We start from the raw sequence: 14,982 nt of genomic DNA on the forward strand, positions 1-14,982 counted from the left end.
ATGTTATTTATTTCCAATTCACTATCAGGAAGTTGTAAAATTTACAAAATCATTAAATGGCAAATTCTATTCAAAAGCGACTTGTTGAAGTCACTGTACAGGCAGTAAAAGAGCTTTACAATGCAGATATTTTAGAAAATCAAATTGCTTTACAAGCGACTCGAAAGGAGTTTGAAGGACAAATTACAATCGTAACTTTTCCAGTAACACGCTTTTCGAAATCTTCTCCGGAACAAACTGGAAATGAAATTGGAGCCTATTTGCAACAACATATTGCTGAAATATCGGATTTCAATGTGATCAAAGGGTTTTTGAATATTGTCCTTTCTGATGCTTACTGGATAACGTTGTTGAACCAGACCATCACCGCGAAAGACTTTGGCGTATTTCCTGCAAATGGAAAAAAACTGATGGTGGAGTACTCTTCTCCCAATACGAATAAACCGCTGCACTTAGGCCACATTCGGAATAATTTATTAGGATACTCCGTAGCCGAAATTCTGAAAGCCTATGGTTATGAGGTGATCAAAGCGAATTTGGTGAATGACCGTGGTATCCATATCTGTAAATCGATGTTGGCCTGGCAGAAATTTGGTGCCGGTGAAACGCCTGAATCTACCGGGATGAAGGGAGACCACCTCGTCGGAAAATATTACGTTGTGTTTGACAAAGAATATAAAAAGGAGATCGAGGTATTGAAGGCTGAAGGGCAAACCGAAGATGAAGCAAAGAAAAATGCACCTCTAATGAAGGAAGCACAAGCGATGTTACAACAATGGGAGGGCGGTAATGAAGAGGTAATCTCACTTTGGAAAACCATGAACAGCTGGGTGTATGCTGGATTTGAAAAGACCTACAAACAATTGGGCGTCGATTTCGACAAATATTATTATGAATCCAATACCTACTTGTTAGGTAAAGATATTATCCAAGAAGGTTTGGACAAAGGTGTTTTCTTCAAGAAAGAAGATAACTCCGTTTGGATTGATCTAACAGACGAAGGATTGGATCAGAAGCTGGTGCTTCGTGGCGACGGTACTTCTGTCTATATCACGCAAGATTTGGGGACAGCTCAATTAAAGTATGATGAGTTCAAAATGAGTGAATCTATATATGTTGTTGGTAACGAACAGGATTATCACTTCAAGGTATTGTTCTTAATCTTAAAAAAACTTGGTAAAGCTTGGGCTGAAGGTTTGTTCCACTTGTCTTATGGAATGGTCGATCTTCCATCCGGTAAAATGAAATCAAGGGAAGGAACAGTTGTTGATGCGGATGATTTGATGGCTGAGATGCTTAAAACTGCGCAGGAGCGGACTGAGGAGCTTGGAAAGACGGAAGGATTGGACGAAGCATCAAAAGCCGTTCTTTATGATACGATTGGAATGGGCGCACTTAAATATTTTCTATTAAAGGTAGATCCCAAAAAACGACTCTTATTTGATCCCAATGAGTCTGTCGATTTTCAAGGGCATACAGGGCCGTTTATTCAATATACACATGCGCGTATCAAATCTGTTTTAAGTAAAGCTGAATTCGATTTTGACAGTGCGGTTTCTGTACCGGCAACGATCTCTTCTTACGAACGTGATTTGATTCAGCAACTTGGAGCATTTCCGGAGACTATTGAAGCCTCTGCACAAGAATTCAGTCCTGCCCAATTGGCAAATTATATTTATGAAGTAGCCAAGGTTTACAATAAGTTTTATCATGAAGAAACCATCTTGAAAGCGGAAGATTATGATGTCAAAAACTTTAGATTGCACTTATCTGCTTCCGCAGCGAAGGTTATTGCAAAAGGAATGAATTTATTGGGTATCCAAGTGCCTGAAAGAATGTAATATGATGAAGAAAATTCGCGTAGGACTTATTGGTTTTGGAATTTCAGGCCAAGTTTTTCATGCCCCCGTGATGCGTTCGATTGTGGAACTGGATCTTGTCAAGGTGACAGCGCGCAAAGCTGATCAGCAGAGTTTGCTTAAGGAACGCTATCCGCAGGCGGAAATTGCCTTGTCTGCAAATGATATCTTCGATGATCCAACAATTGATCTAGTCGTAATCGCAACCTCCAATGAAATGCATTATCCTTTTGCTAAGCGTGCATTGGAAGCAGGAAAACATGTCGTAGTTGAAAAGCCGTTTACAAATAGCGTAGATCAGGCAGATGAGCTGATTGCGTTGGCAAAGCAGAACAATCTGACCTTGGCTCCCTACCATAATTTAAGGTTCAACTCAGACTATCGCACAGTTGAAAAACTAATCAAAAGTGGAAGATTGGGACGGATTGTAAATCTTGAATCTCGCTTTGATCGTTTTCGAAACTACCTGCGACCTAATGCTTGGCGCGAGGAAAATTTGCCAGGTTCCGGAATATTTTATGACCTAGGACCTCATCTCATCGACCAGGCTTTACAGTTATTTGGAAAGCCGAATGCTGTTTTTGCAGATTTGGCCATCCAACGAGATCACGCGAAGACTATCGATAATTTCGATTGCCTATTGTACTATGATCAGTTAAGGGTGTCTCTAAAAGGTTCTATGCTTGCAAAGGAACCTACTCCGCGTTATCGTATATTCGGTATGAATGGAAATTTTGTAAAGCATGGGATTGATCCACAGGAAGCCTTACTGCGTGAAGGTAAATTCCCAGATGAAGATCCCGATTGGGGAAGAGAGGATCCAAGCCTATATGGTAAATTGAATATTGTAGAAGCAGGTAAAGATATTGAAGAAATTATTCCTTCAGAAGTTGGTTCTTACCCCGATTTTTATCAAAATGTTGTCGATAATATATTAGGGAAAACATCCTTAATTGCATCGCCGGAACAAGCCCGAGACGTTATTAAAATTATTGAATTAGCATATCAGAGTCAATTGGAGCGGAGGGTGATTTCTGTTGACGACACATTGATTGCTTATTAGATCTGTTACTGTGAGTATAACCTACGATGCGATCATTATTGGGGCTGGGGCCTGTGGTTTGATGTGCGCTGCGCAAGCAGGGCTAATCGGAAAGAAGACTTTAGTTATTGAACGAAACGATAAAGTTGGTGCGAAGATATTGATTTCAGGAGGTGGGCGCTGTAATTATACCAATACGGGTACCAGCCCCGCCAATTTTATTTCTGAAAATCCAGATTTTTTATACAGTGTATTCAAACAATGGAGCGTGGAGGATACCATTACTTTTTTTGAAGGTTATGGTATTATTGGCCAGGAGAAGACTTTGGGGCAGTTGTTTCCAGTAACAAATAAAGCAAAAGATATCGTCGCTGTATTTTCTGAAATTTTACAGCACACAGGTCAGCATGTCGCATTAAATACATTGGTGAAGGCCGTAGAAAAAAAGGACAATGGTTTTGAGGTTGCGGCAGAAAATACAAGAGGTGATGTACGGTATTATGCACATAAATTGATTATTGCTTCTGGGGGTTTACCGGTGCAAAAGCTTGGTGCTTCAGATTTCGGATTACGTGTAGCGAAACAGTTTGGTCTGAATGTAGTTGGAACCGCTCCAGCATTGGTACCTTTAACCATAACAGGAAAAGATGCTGATTGGTATAGTTCTTTGGCTGGAAATGCGGTATTCTCAAAGGTATCTGTTGACGGAATGTCTTTTGAAGAAAACATTCTCTTTACGCACTGGGGATTAAGCGGACCCGCAATTCTTCAAATTTCAAGTTATTGGAGACCTGGAATGGAGATTACAATTGATTTGTTACCTAATTTTAATTTGGAAAATTTGATTAAACAGGAGCGCCAATACGGTGGAAAAAGACTTGTCTCCCAATTGTTAAACGATCACTTCACTAGGAAATTGGTTGATGCGCTTGGAAAATTCCTGGTATTGGATACCAAAATTGCCTCCCTTAGTAAAGCTGATGCGAAATTGATTGTTGATACAATTCATCACTTTAAGGTAAAACCTGCGGGAGATAAGGGTTATGATAAAGCTGAGGTCATGCGAGGCGGAGTATCGACAGCGGAACTTCATCCCAAGACGCTCATGTCAAAAAAAGTTAATGGTCTTTATTTCGGAGGAGAAACTGTGGATATTACCGGATGGCTGGGCGGTTATAACTTCCAATGGGCTTGGGCTAGTGGTTATGCCATCGCTCAACATATTTAGCCTTTGTGAAGGTGGCAATTGTTCCCATCTATTCTGGAAAAATCGCCTAACCGGGAGAATGGACTGAAATACTATACATTTTTTAATGCAAATGCCTGTCTACAGATTATTGGGTATAGTGTTGTATGGCAGCTCCCAAGCGCTGCTTTATTCGAGTTTGAAGACTTTTTGGTGAGAGCACCTTAACGGATTCGCCAAAACCTAAAATTTCTCTTTCCAGCTCAAAATTAAGTACAACATCGAGGCGAATCAAAATCGATCCGTCTTCCTTTTTATTCAAAATTTGCTGGGAAGAATGTATGGGTTTTGTTGTCACATAAGGCGCATTTTTTGCATTGACAAGTAATATTACGCGATGTCCACGGTCTTTGTGTGATTTAGTAACGCCAATGGTATCCGAAAAATAGCGTTCAAAATCTACACCGTTATATTCTTTATATGAATTTTTGCCCATTTCTTCTACAGAATTTATGCGATCAAGTGCTAGCGTCATCAACCCTTCATTCTTTTTATGATGACCAATTAGAAACCACCGATTACGATACTCTTTTAGAAGATAGGGGGAGAAGACAAGGTCTTGCTGTTGTTTCGCTTTGAACGACTGGTAGCTTATGAGTAGCGGGATTTTCTCCCGAATGGCTTGATGCAATGGATTGATAAAGGAAAGACCCTTCAGCAGATTGTTGCTTTCCATTTGTATAATCGATGGTGAGTTGTCCTTTTTGGTATGGATACTATCTTCGAGCCGTGCAACGATATCGCTCATTTCATCAAAGCTTGAGAAACCGCTCACATGCTTCAATACTTCCACAGCCTCCTTCATTTTTTGCATATCTCCGACAGAAATAGGAGAATTACTAATGCTGTAATTAGGATCTTCATAGGTATAAAATTTGCGATGCAAAACCACAATAGGTGCATTGTAGCCGAGCTTATTGCTCCGCATGAGTTGAATGTCGCCTTGTATCGTTCGTTTACTTATTCCATTTTTGATTCCTTCAAATTCATAGAGTGCATCTGCGACTTTTTCCATAAGGTCTTCTAACGTCCATTTTCGATGTCGCAAACGGAGACATTGATCAATTGTTCTATAGCGTATAAGCGCAAGTTTATTAAGTGCCATGTTCGATTTCCTTTGGTCAGCTGAAAATACGAAAACTTTCTTTTATCTACGCAATATGGCTGCGTAGATTTTGCAACACAAGTTAAATAATTTGTGGTCTTTTCGAAATTGAAAAGAATTTCAGTTTTATCCGAGTAAAATAGCTACTTTTGCGCAGAAGCAAACTGGTTCTATCGCTGCTCTTTTTGAGAGGAGAGGAAAGTCCGGGCAACATAGAGCGACACGCTTCCTAACGGGAAGGCTGCTATGGAAATAGTAGACAGAAAGTGCCACAGAAAATATACCGCTTTTCGGAGTAAGGGTGAAAACGTAAGGTAAGAGCTTACGGTCTTGTATGGTGACATGCATTACGGTAAACCTCGTGTGTTGAAAGACCAAATAGGTTGCGAAAATCGAAGGCTGCTCGTCTTCTTTCAATGTATTGGAATTCGTAATGGGTAGGTTGATTGAGTTTGTCAGCGATGGCAAATCTAGATAAATGATAGAAATTCCACTTCGGTGGTCTACAGAACCCGGCTTACAAGGTTTGCTTCTTTTTCGCTAATTGCCAAAAAAAACTTATATTGATTTTCATAATTGAAAAAATAGCATAATTCTCTATTTATGAGTACGATTTTAATCATTGATGATGAGCGCGCCATCAGAAGTTCGTTGCGTGATATCTTGGAATATGAAGATTATACGATTTTAGATGTCGACAATGGCCGGGATGGATTAGATATTCTAAAAAAGGAAAAAATAGATCTTGTTCTGTGTGATATCAAGATGAATACGATGGATGGGATGGAAGTGTTGGCGGATGCCCACCAAAGCAGTCCCGATATTCCCTTCATAATGATCTCCGGACATGGTACGATTGAAACCGCTGTTGAAGCTGCGAAAAAAGGAGCATTTGACTTTTTAGAAAAGCCACTGGACCTAAATAGGTTATTGATCACGGTTCGAAATGCATTGGATAAAAGTTCCCTAGTCACGGAAACTAAAGTCCTGAAACGAAAAGTTAGCAGTTCGAAAACGAAAGATATATTAGGTGAATCTGGGGCTATCAAACGTATTAAGGAAACAATTGACCGTGTTGCACCAACTGAGGCTCGCGTATTGATTACTGGTGCGAATGGTTCGGGAAAAGAATTGGTTGCGCGTTGGTTACATGAGAAATCAAATCGCGCACAAGGCCCATTAATCGAAGTGAACTGTGCGGCAATCCCTTCTGAATTAATTGAATCAGAGCTATTTGGTCACGAAAAAGGATCTTTCACATCGGCTATTAAGCAACGTATTGGAAAATTTGAACAAGCTAGTGGCGGAACATTGTTTTTAGATGAGATTGGTGATATGAGCCTTTCGGCGCAGGCAAAAGTATTAAGAGCGCTACAGGAACATAAAATTACGAGAGTGGGGGGCGATAAAGAAATTGATGTCAATGTACGTGTGGTTGCTGCGACCAATAAGGACTTATTGAAAGAAATTGAAGATGGTAATTTCAGAATGGACTTATATCACCGTCTTTCTGTTATATTGATCCATGTACCTGCATTAGTTGATCGCGTTGATGATATTCCTTTATTATCTACTAATTTCTGCGAAGAGATCTGTATGGAGTACGGAATTCCCGTTAAGGATATCACTGCTGCAGCCATGAAAGAGTTAAGCCATCTTCCTTGGACGGGCAATATTCGCGAGTTAAGAAATATGATTGAACGTTTAATTATTTTGAGCGACAAGTCTATTACCGACAAAGATGTCATTGCCTTTGCCAATCCTTCGCGCGAACCGGTAAATGGTGTAGCCCATGAAAAAGGTACAACAAATTATGGATTAGATATGGACTCCTTTGATTCATTCCAAGATTACAAGGATCATGCTGAGAAAGAATTTATAAAATATAAGTTGGAAAAAAATAATTGGAACGTCTCCAAGACAGCGGATGATTTAGATATTCAACGTAGTCATCTTTATAGTAAAATAGAAAAGTTCGGTCTGAAAAGAGATTAATAGCCGAATAAAATTTTAGTTATCCATTAGCTGTCCATGATTTTTTAGGGCAAACTGGACAATCGACACAAAAAAAAAGAGATTCCTCAAGGAATCTCTTTTTTTATACATCAACAGCAATTTGGGAATTGTGCCGTAAAGTTCTGGCTACTGTGTTTTTAAAATAGCTTCAACATTCGCAACTGATATTTCCGTATAATTATTGATATAATCATTGCTTGCCGGTAATTCTTCTTTTTTATGCGTTGAAAGTACGGCTACAACTTTCATATTAGCATTTTTAGCTGCAGTAATACCGGAAAAAGAATCTTCAAAAACGATACAGCGGTCGGTTGAAATTTGAAGATTTTCTGCCGATTTTAGGTAAACTTCAGGATGAGGTTTATGTAATTTCACGTCTTCGCTGCTTAGTGTGGAAGAGAATAGGTGCCGTATATTCAATTCGTCTAGAATTAAATCCATGTTCTCCCGGGGAGCAGATGTCGCTACAGCAAGCTTAAAACCTTTTTCTTTTAAGGCTGTTAAAAATTCAATTAACCCCTTGATAGGTGCTACATGGTCTTTGTAAATTACCCTAAAAAGCTGCTCTTTTTCAAATTCAAGCGTGCGCAGTTCTTCAGAAGAAATTGGACGTTTAAAGAAATGTTGCATAATATAACTATTGTGCTTACCATACATGTGCTGTTCAAATTCCTCCTCTGTAGCTTGTTGTACATTGTGGTTTTTAAAAAAAGCTCTAAAGGCTTGTGCGTGGAAAGGATTGGTGTGACTTATAACACCGTCCATGTCAAATATCGCTGCGTATTCTGTCATTGGGCTAATATACAATAATTGCCTTGCTTCGGCGGATTACACACATTCATATTCTGGTAAATATTTTCATTTGTTTAGAGAAAGCTAAGGTTAAAACGGCCTCTATCACTACTGCTTACTTCGTTATGAAATTGAAAAAATTCCTCATAATTACTAGCAGGATAGGTGCCTTCAAAAAGCTCCAATTTTCTGTAAGTGAAGAGTTTATTGTCTTTTATTTCTGATCTAAACTCATACTTACCAAACGATTTTTCAATGATTTTCTTTTCAGGGACTACTGTTTTAAGTATATTTTCAGGAAGAATAATGCTAATGCTGTCAACATCGGTAAAACCTCTTTCAATAAAAATATCTTCTGTTCTATTTTTGCTGTCAGGAATATTGGAATATGAGTTGAATAAATTAGGCTGGATCAAAAGTTTATTGCCATTTTTCACAGCATAATTTTTAATGAAAATATCCAGGTGCTCTTCAATAAATGGATTATCTTCTTTGTGTTCAATATAATTTATCCGGTTGAAATTGATATTGTCTATATTGTAATATTCAGTTAGAAGTTTATTCTTGTCATTATTGCTAGCCAAAAGTACATCCATATGGTTTGCATATTGAGTTCCGTAGAACTTGGTGTTTAGCGAACCTTGTATATTCCCGTCTTCTGAAAGTTTTAGATCGGCGTAGCGAAGCTGAAGATTGGTTGAATTTACGTATTTAGGAGTATGCATAATAACTCCACCATTTTCAGTGCAGGCAACGACATCTCTATCGTCGGTAAAATCGCTGAGAAAACCAAATGGAAGGTTTTGGCTTGTACATTCTAGCCAAGTTGTATCATTTTTAAACGGAATACATAATATGACGTGATTTCCGTCTTGAGCGTTCGCAAAGGTTTTATTGAAACTTTCTTTGCGTCTTCCGGCTTCGACGATGCAATAATAGGATGGGATATTGACGGCCGACAGCATACTTTGCATGTAGTTGACTAGCGCTTTACAATCGCCATACCCCAGACGGTCTACTTCTGAAGCAGGAAAGGGCTCTAAGCCTCCAATGCCTATCTGAATACTGATATAGCGTGTGTTTTTTTGTAAGTAATCGTATAGAATTTTTGCTTTATCCTTGTCTGAACTGGCATTTTTGGTCAATGCAATAAATTTTTGTTTGGAGGCTTCGGTTAGGTCTTGTTTCTTATTTAGCAAACTGTTGGATACCCAGTTACCGAATTCTTTCCAGTCTGAGAAATTTCCTTCTTTCCCGTAGTAAATGAAATTTTTGGGAACAATGAGTACATTCGTTTTTTTAAGACTGGAGTTGGGACGATATGATTCTTCCTTTCTTGCCGCTATCTGTTCCACATTCCACGTCTTGCTCTCGGTCTTTTCATTTTTTTCTTGTTTTGCAGTTCCACTGTAATTCTTTGTTTCTATTCGATAGTCTGTGCCAATTGGTGCGATAAATTGGAAACTGCTTTTTTCTACGGACACATTGTTGGAGACCTCCGGAGTCCAAGATGGAATGATCAAGTTTTGCTTGCTTCTGACCTCGTATTGATATTCGATGGTATAGGGATAGCTGTGGTAGTTTGGGACATATAATTTTACTCGGGAATCGGCAAACATCGTACTGTTGTCAACAGCGCTAATATCCTTAAAATCTTTCGTTGAAATTTTCTTTTGCAATATGCCCATTTCGTTATAGATCGCTCCCTTGATGCTTCTGATCTCAGTGGATTTATCATAATACACCGGAAGCGTGGCATAACGGTCTCCGTTTTTATTGTACACGGTAATGGCACAAGTTGTCGTGGTGACAACTTGTTCGGGAGATTTTATTTCTACCACAGTTTTATCATTGCGTACAGTCGCTACTGCTCTGCTTTTTAATGTACTGGGAATATTAGCAACGTCATAGTTTTCTTGCGCAATCGCAAGGATCGGAAGCAGGATGTATAGTAAGTTGACGAATAGAATTTTCATTTTTTACTAATTAATTTTAGATCTACTTTTTGTTGTTGAATGATACGGGAATATAATTCTTTGAGTGAAAAATATTCATCGACCGAAAATAGGGGTTTGTTGAACGTGAGGCTCTGTAGGATTTCGATTTTGTTGCCATCAGTTTGGCTGACATATTTATATTTTGCAGTGGACTCAGGCAGCGCTAAGGACACATTTTGAGGCTTTTCAACAATTTCATACTGATCTGGGATTGTTAACCTGACTGCGTACAATGTTTTGGATTTAAAGCCCATGTCGACGGGGTAGGTTCTTTCCTGCGCCTTAAATGGGTTGTGGGAGATCCTGTCAATAATAGTTGGAGCCAAAACGATCTCACCTTGTCCCGTCTGTTTGGAAACATCCGCGACGACATCGAATTCTTCTATCAACGTTTGGTCAATATCCTCAAGGTTTTGGATACTCGACTTTATCAGTGTAATGTTGGGCATTTCTTCGTCCATTTTTTCCCAATATTCTTCCAAAGAATTAAATTTAGCAATATGTTGACGCTTTAAGAATGCTTTGTTGCCGCTACTGCTTATGGTTAATTTTCCCTTAATTTTTGATTGTTCATCTAAAGCTCCTTCCAAGACATAGTTTACTTCGGAAAATTCTGTCGCTACAAGTGGGAACCAATTTGAGCTTTTTTTAGAATAGATGATTCTTCCCCGTTCATTTAAACATTGTAAAGGCAATTCTCCAAAAGGCAAATAAGCATTAGTGGCATCTAATGTATATTTTACGCCATCGATATCCACGCAAGCGATGACGTAGTCAAAGTCAGATAATACAGGAAAAAGCGCATTAGGCGTACCGTTTCGGCGAGTCGAGAGAATGACGGGGTATGCCTCCAGGTCTGCAGCCATCAAAGCGGTTACTAACGCTAAATTAATATCCCCAATATTCCCATTCCTTTTTTCTAGTGCTTTTTCAACGCCTGTTTCTGCATATTTGCCTAAATGATTATTCCATTTTATTTGTTTGTTGATATAGTTATATACCTTTTTTGCTTTTTCAAGTTTGCTATCATTAGACGATATAATTGTTGCTAAACTGGATTTGAATACATCTGTTTTTTTTAATTGACCACCAAAGGTCTTTTCATTCATCAGGTCTATATCGACGTCTTTCCAAGTTTTGCTAAATGTCTTCTTACTACCCGTGCTCGGATAAAAAATCGATTCAAGTTCATAATAAATTGCAGATTTAAAATTGGTGGGGGAAGTCATGTAATCCTCTTCGATAAATGCCGGAATGTTCTTCATTGTATAGGTCAATTTTGAACAATCCATTCTTAGACCATCTAGAAAAATATACTCTCTCAATACTTCACCTTTTTGATCAGTAAGTTTATAAGGTCCACGTAAAGCTACATTGTATGTGAAAGAAGCAGGTATAATTGCAATGTATTGACTTTGTATTTTAGGAAGATCATCTTGAAATTCCCATGTCTTAAAATTAAATAAGTCCTGCTCTAGCGTTCGATAAGATACTTCAATGATAGATCCTTCTTTAATATTCGGAAGCGTGAATTTATTAAGGTCCAGATGTGCTGAATAATTTTCTTTGAAAACTTTTTTATTTTCAAGCGCTGTTGTCTCTATTTTACCGTTTTCTAAGTTATATGTAACAGCCTTTAATTCATCAAAGTAGTCGCGTATATAATTTCCACGTTTATAAGATGGAATTTCAAAATTAGCTTTTTTAAATCCTTCTTTGTCTATGATGCGGATTAGTACATGGTATTCATGAAGAAGTTTGATACGGTTATCATAATCATCCACGAAAACAGAGCTTTGACCAAACTCATTCAGAACGATAGCATGGGCATTGCTATCCAAATCTGTACGTGAGAAATCCGAAATAGAAACTTTACCAAAATCGAAATTTTGGGCTACACTATTTGTATAAATAGAAAATATTAAAAATAGCGTTAAAAACTGGCGCATAACTATAGGTGTAATAATTCACAAATATAAGTTTTTAGCCAAAATTAAACGATAATTCAGGATAATTATTTATCTAACTGCAAAAGATTGTTTATAATTTCAGTGATATTATCGATATCCTCACCATCTTCCAGCATCGAGAATGCTAGATAGGTGGCATATATTTCTGGGCTGAATTTCACGTGCTTATCAGCGATAAATCTATCGATCTGTTCTTCATTGCATTCAAAATGAATGTTTTGTAATTCATTGAAAAGATTAGTCGAAATTGTCTGATGATTTTCACCACAGGCAAAACCTGCAATAATATGGAATAGAAACTTATCGGTTATTTCGTCATCTTCCTTTTTAAACATAGCACGAATATGCTTATAATCGAATTTAGTTTTTGCACTATTCACAATAGTATCCCAAATCTGATATTCTGCTTTTGTCTCCATAGCTCGTTTTAAATTTATAATGGTATACCTAATATAGTAAAAATAATTTGACTTTTGGCAAGGAACATGAAACTTATGAGCTATCCTGACTTGATGAGATAGGCTGATTATTCGTAGATTAACTATTGGGGATGTGAATTGAAGCCAAATCGCTTTTAAAATATACCTTAATGAATGTTTTTTCTTTTTTTGCTAGCTGTGGCGATAGAATGTTATGGAAACCTTTGTTTGGTGCGATGATAATTTAAAATTAATAGTTGGATTCGATTTTTTTAGTAATTTAAGCGGGAAAATGAAATGGTTTAGATGACCTAATTTATAATTATGATAACACGAATAGTAATGATCATTGTGCTATTTTGCCTATCAAAGGCTGGACTTGGCCAACAGGTGAATATAGATAAAATTCGAAGGGAATATGCGGGAGCTGTAAAGGATGAGGATCTATGTGAACATAATTTAAAGGTGCTAATTGAGGGAGCCAAATCACCTACTGAGAAAGTATACTTGGCAGCTTATCAGATCCTTTTAGCTAAACATATCGGTAATCCATTTAAAAAAGTTGGACAGTTTAAAGCGGGTAAAAATTATTTGGAAGAAGTGATAAAAGAAAATCCCAATCATATTGAAGCGCGGTTTATACGGTGGAGTGTACAGGTACATGCACCTTCTTTTTTGGGTTATAACAATAATATTCTTGAAGATAAAAACTTCCTTGTTAAAAATCTGTACAAATTACCGAATGAGGAAGCCAAATCTATTATTTATAACTATTTAAAAGGCGCGAATCCTTACCTCAAAGGTGCACAGATATTTAGTTCAACCGAATTAAAAGAGTTAGCTCAATAGACGTTAAAGGTTGTTAATTTGAAACGCCTAAGGTGTTTTGGCTAGAATATTGTGTATCTTGCTATATGAATTAATTCAACATCTACAAAAAGAGTATATCATGAAGAATTTAGTTTTTCCAATGTCAGTATTGACGGCCAGTTTGTTTGTTATCGGATGTGGCGTCAGCAAAAAACAATATGCTGGCTTACAGTCGGACTACAATAAATTACAAACAGAGCATAGTCAGTTAAACAAGCAATATCAAGACGGGCAGCTTCAAATAGCGGAAGGTCGCACGAGAATTAAGAGTTTAGAGGATCAGCTAGCCACCGAAAAACAAAATAATGCTGATCTGCGATCTGCCTATGTTGCTTTGCAGAAGTCGTTAGATAATAGTATTAATCAGAATTCACAGGGAAATATTAATATTTCCAAGTTGGTTGACGAAATTAACGCTTCAAACAAATACATCAAACATCTGGTAGAAACGAAGAATAAATCCGACTCTTTAAATCTAGTATTATCAAACAATTTAACTAGATCGCTTAGCCGTGAAGAGTTGCAGGAAGTTGATGTACAGGTCTTGAAAGGGGTGGTTTATATTTCACTTGCCGATAATATGCTTTACAAATCCGGCAGTTATGAAATTAACGATAGAGCAGATCAGACATTGAGTAAAATTGCAAAGATCATTCAGGACTATAGAGATTATGAAGTATTGATTGAAGGTAATACCGATACCGACCCGATTTCAAAACCTAATATTCGTAATAACTGGGATTTAAGTACCCTAAGAGCTTCTTCTGTGGTACAGGCTTTACAGAATAAATATGGTGTGGATCCAAAACGCTTAACTGCGGGCGGTAGGGGAGAATATAACCCTATAGCGGACAATTCCACAGCGCTCGGTAAGCAACGGAATAGAAGAACACAAATTATTATAACCCCAAAATTGGATCAATTTATGGAATTAATTGATAAAGCTCCAGAAGCTACAGAAGTTCCATCAGCGCAATAATTTGGATTAGATAGAATAAAAAAATCCTTTCNNGAAAGGATTTTTTTATTCTATCCAAAGAATTTAGTCGGGTCAAAACCGTGCTCTTTCAATACATCATCTGGTACACCATTCCAGACGCCAGGTTTATTTCCGGCATAGCCAATATCTTTTATACCCATTTCGCTCGTGTAAAATCCCGAAGAAGTAAGATTACGCATCAAGGAGAAAAATGCAGCACCTTGTTTCATCTCTGGTTTTGCCAACTCGGGATAGGCAATATCGTCTACTAACGCAAGCTGATCCTTTTCACTGCATTTGATGAAAACTGTACCATAGCGCTTTTTGGATTGGAGGTCTAGCCAACGAAGTCCACCGCGCATGGGGATTTTATTGTCGGGCAAATCTTTGACAATAAACTCGATAAAATCGGGTACACCAGCTTCCGATGCACTGCCAGACTTACTGTCTTTGGGTATAATAATATCAGCCAATACAGTTATTGTCGCCATTTCATGTTCATCAAAGAACTTTTCAGCGTATAGTTGTTCTGTGCGTTCGTATTCAAAATCCTGTACTCCAGGTAATTTTTTACTATTGTCTGCCGCAGCATTTTTAGCATCTTTTGAATTGCAAGCTGTGGTTAAAAGACCAGATCCAGCTGCAATTAATCCTAACGCTCGTAAAGATTCTCTTCTATTCATGCGT

The 14,982-nt window shown here is 37.8% G+C and carries 12 protein-coding genes and 1 other RNA gene; 7 read left to right on the forward strand and 6 right to left on the reverse strand.

Annotated elements, in window-relative coordinates; all coding sequences use genetic code 11:
* Window positions 1-56: 56 nt before the first annotated feature.
* The 3 genes from argS to B2W36_RS11530 are packed head-to-tail and all read left to right on the forward strand — an operon-like array spanning window position 57 to window position 4,129.
* Window positions 57-1,841, forward strand: a complete 1,785-nt coding sequence (gene argS, locus B2W36_RS11520) for an arginine--tRNA ligase (protein WP_293881769.1) — start codon at window positions 57-59, stop codon at window positions 1,839-1,841.
* A gap of 1 nt (window position 1,842) precedes the next feature.
* Window positions 1,843-2,922, forward strand: coding sequence for an oxidoreductase (locus B2W36_RS11525; RefSeq protein ID WP_293881771.1), 1,080 nt, complete (start codon window positions 1,843-1,845; stop codon window positions 2,920-2,922).
* Window positions 2,923-2,938: 16 nt separating this feature from the next.
* Window positions 2,939-4,129, forward strand: coding sequence for an NAD(P)/FAD-dependent oxidoreductase (locus B2W36_RS11530; RefSeq protein WP_293881837.1), 1,191 nt, complete (start codon window positions 2,939-2,941; stop codon window positions 4,127-4,129).
* A 106-nt stretch (window positions 4,130-4,235) separates the two neighbouring features.
* Here the strand turns inward: B2W36_RS11530 and B2W36_RS11535 are convergent, their stop codons facing one another.
* Window positions 4,236-5,252: a helix-turn-helix transcriptional regulator gene (locus B2W36_RS11535; RefSeq protein WP_293881773.1), complete on the reverse strand. Its 1,017-nt coding sequence runs from the start codon at window positions 5,250-5,252 to the stop codon at window positions 4,236-4,238.
* A gap of 157 nt (window positions 5,253-5,409) precedes the next feature.
* Here B2W36_RS11535 and rnpB point away from each other — a divergent pair.
* Window positions 5,410-5,788: RNase P RNA component class A (gene rnpB / locus B2W36_RS11540), an RNA gene on the forward strand.
* Window positions 5,789-5,855: 67 nt separating this feature from the next.
* Window positions 5,856-7,247 (forward strand): sigma-54-dependent transcriptional regulator, encoded by a 1,392-nt coding sequence (locus tag B2W36_RS11545; RefSeq protein ID WP_293881775.1) that lies wholly within the window; start codon window positions 5,856-5,858, stop codon window positions 7,245-7,247.
* Between the two features lie 147 nt (window positions 7,248-7,394).
* Here B2W36_RS11545 and B2W36_RS11550 read toward each other — a convergent pair whose 3' ends face one another.
* The 4 genes from B2W36_RS11550 to B2W36_RS11565 all read right to left on the reverse strand — a co-directional run bounded on the left by B2W36_RS11550 (window position 7,395) and on the right by B2W36_RS11565 (window position 12,446).
* Complete coding sequence (locus B2W36_RS11550) at window positions 7,395-8,060, reverse strand: HAD family hydrolase (RefSeq protein WP_293881777.1); 666 nt, start codon at window positions 8,058-8,060, stop codon at window positions 7,395-7,397.
* Between the two features lie 74 nt (window positions 8,061-8,134).
* The gene (locus tag B2W36_RS11555; protein ID WP_293881779.1) at window positions 8,135-10,036 is read right to left on the reverse strand and encodes a DUF3857 domain-containing transglutaminase family protein; all 1,902 of its coding nucleotides are present in this window, start codon (window positions 10,034-10,036) and stop codon (window positions 8,135-8,137) included.
* Window positions 10,033-12,006, reverse strand: coding sequence for a transglutaminase domain-containing protein (locus B2W36_RS11560; RefSeq protein WP_293881781.1), 1,974 nt, complete (start codon window positions 12,004-12,006; stop codon window positions 10,033-10,035). The genes B2W36_RS11555 and B2W36_RS11560 overlap by 4 nt, the downstream gene beginning before the upstream one ends.
* Before the next feature lie 65 nt (window positions 12,007-12,071).
* On the reverse strand, window positions 12,072-12,446 hold the full coding sequence (locus B2W36_RS11565; RefSeq protein WP_209575985.1) for a hypothetical protein: 375 nt from the start codon (window positions 12,444-12,446) through the stop codon (window positions 12,072-12,074).
* A gap of 324 nt (window positions 12,447-12,770) precedes the next feature.
* On the opposite strand from B2W36_RS11565, the gene B2W36_RS11570 reads away from it, so the two are divergent.
* Both B2W36_RS11570 and B2W36_RS11575 read left to right on the forward strand, forming a co-directional pair.
* Window positions 12,771-13,295, forward strand: a complete 525-nt coding sequence (locus tag B2W36_RS11570) for a hypothetical protein (protein ID WP_293881783.1) — start codon at window positions 12,771-12,773, stop codon at window positions 13,293-13,295.
* A gap of 100 nt (window positions 13,296-13,395) precedes the next feature.
* Window positions 13,396-14,295, forward strand: a complete 900-nt coding sequence (locus tag B2W36_RS11575; protein WP_293881785.1) for an OmpA family protein — start codon at window positions 13,396-13,398, stop codon at window positions 14,293-14,295.
* Window positions 14,296-14,345: 50 nt separating this feature from the next.
* Here the strand turns inward: B2W36_RS11575 and B2W36_RS11580 are convergent, their stop codons facing one another.
* Complete coding sequence (locus tag B2W36_RS11580; RefSeq protein WP_293881787.1) at window positions 14,346-14,978, reverse strand: gluconate 2-dehydrogenase subunit 3 family protein; 633 nt, start codon at window positions 14,976-14,978, stop codon at window positions 14,346-14,348.
* Window positions 14,979-14,982: the final 4 nt, after the last annotated feature.

The organism is Sphingobacterium sp. UBA3549, assembly GCF_002376635.1.
GTDB lineage: Bacteria > Bacteroidota > Bacteroidia > Sphingobacteriales > Sphingobacteriaceae > Sphingobacterium.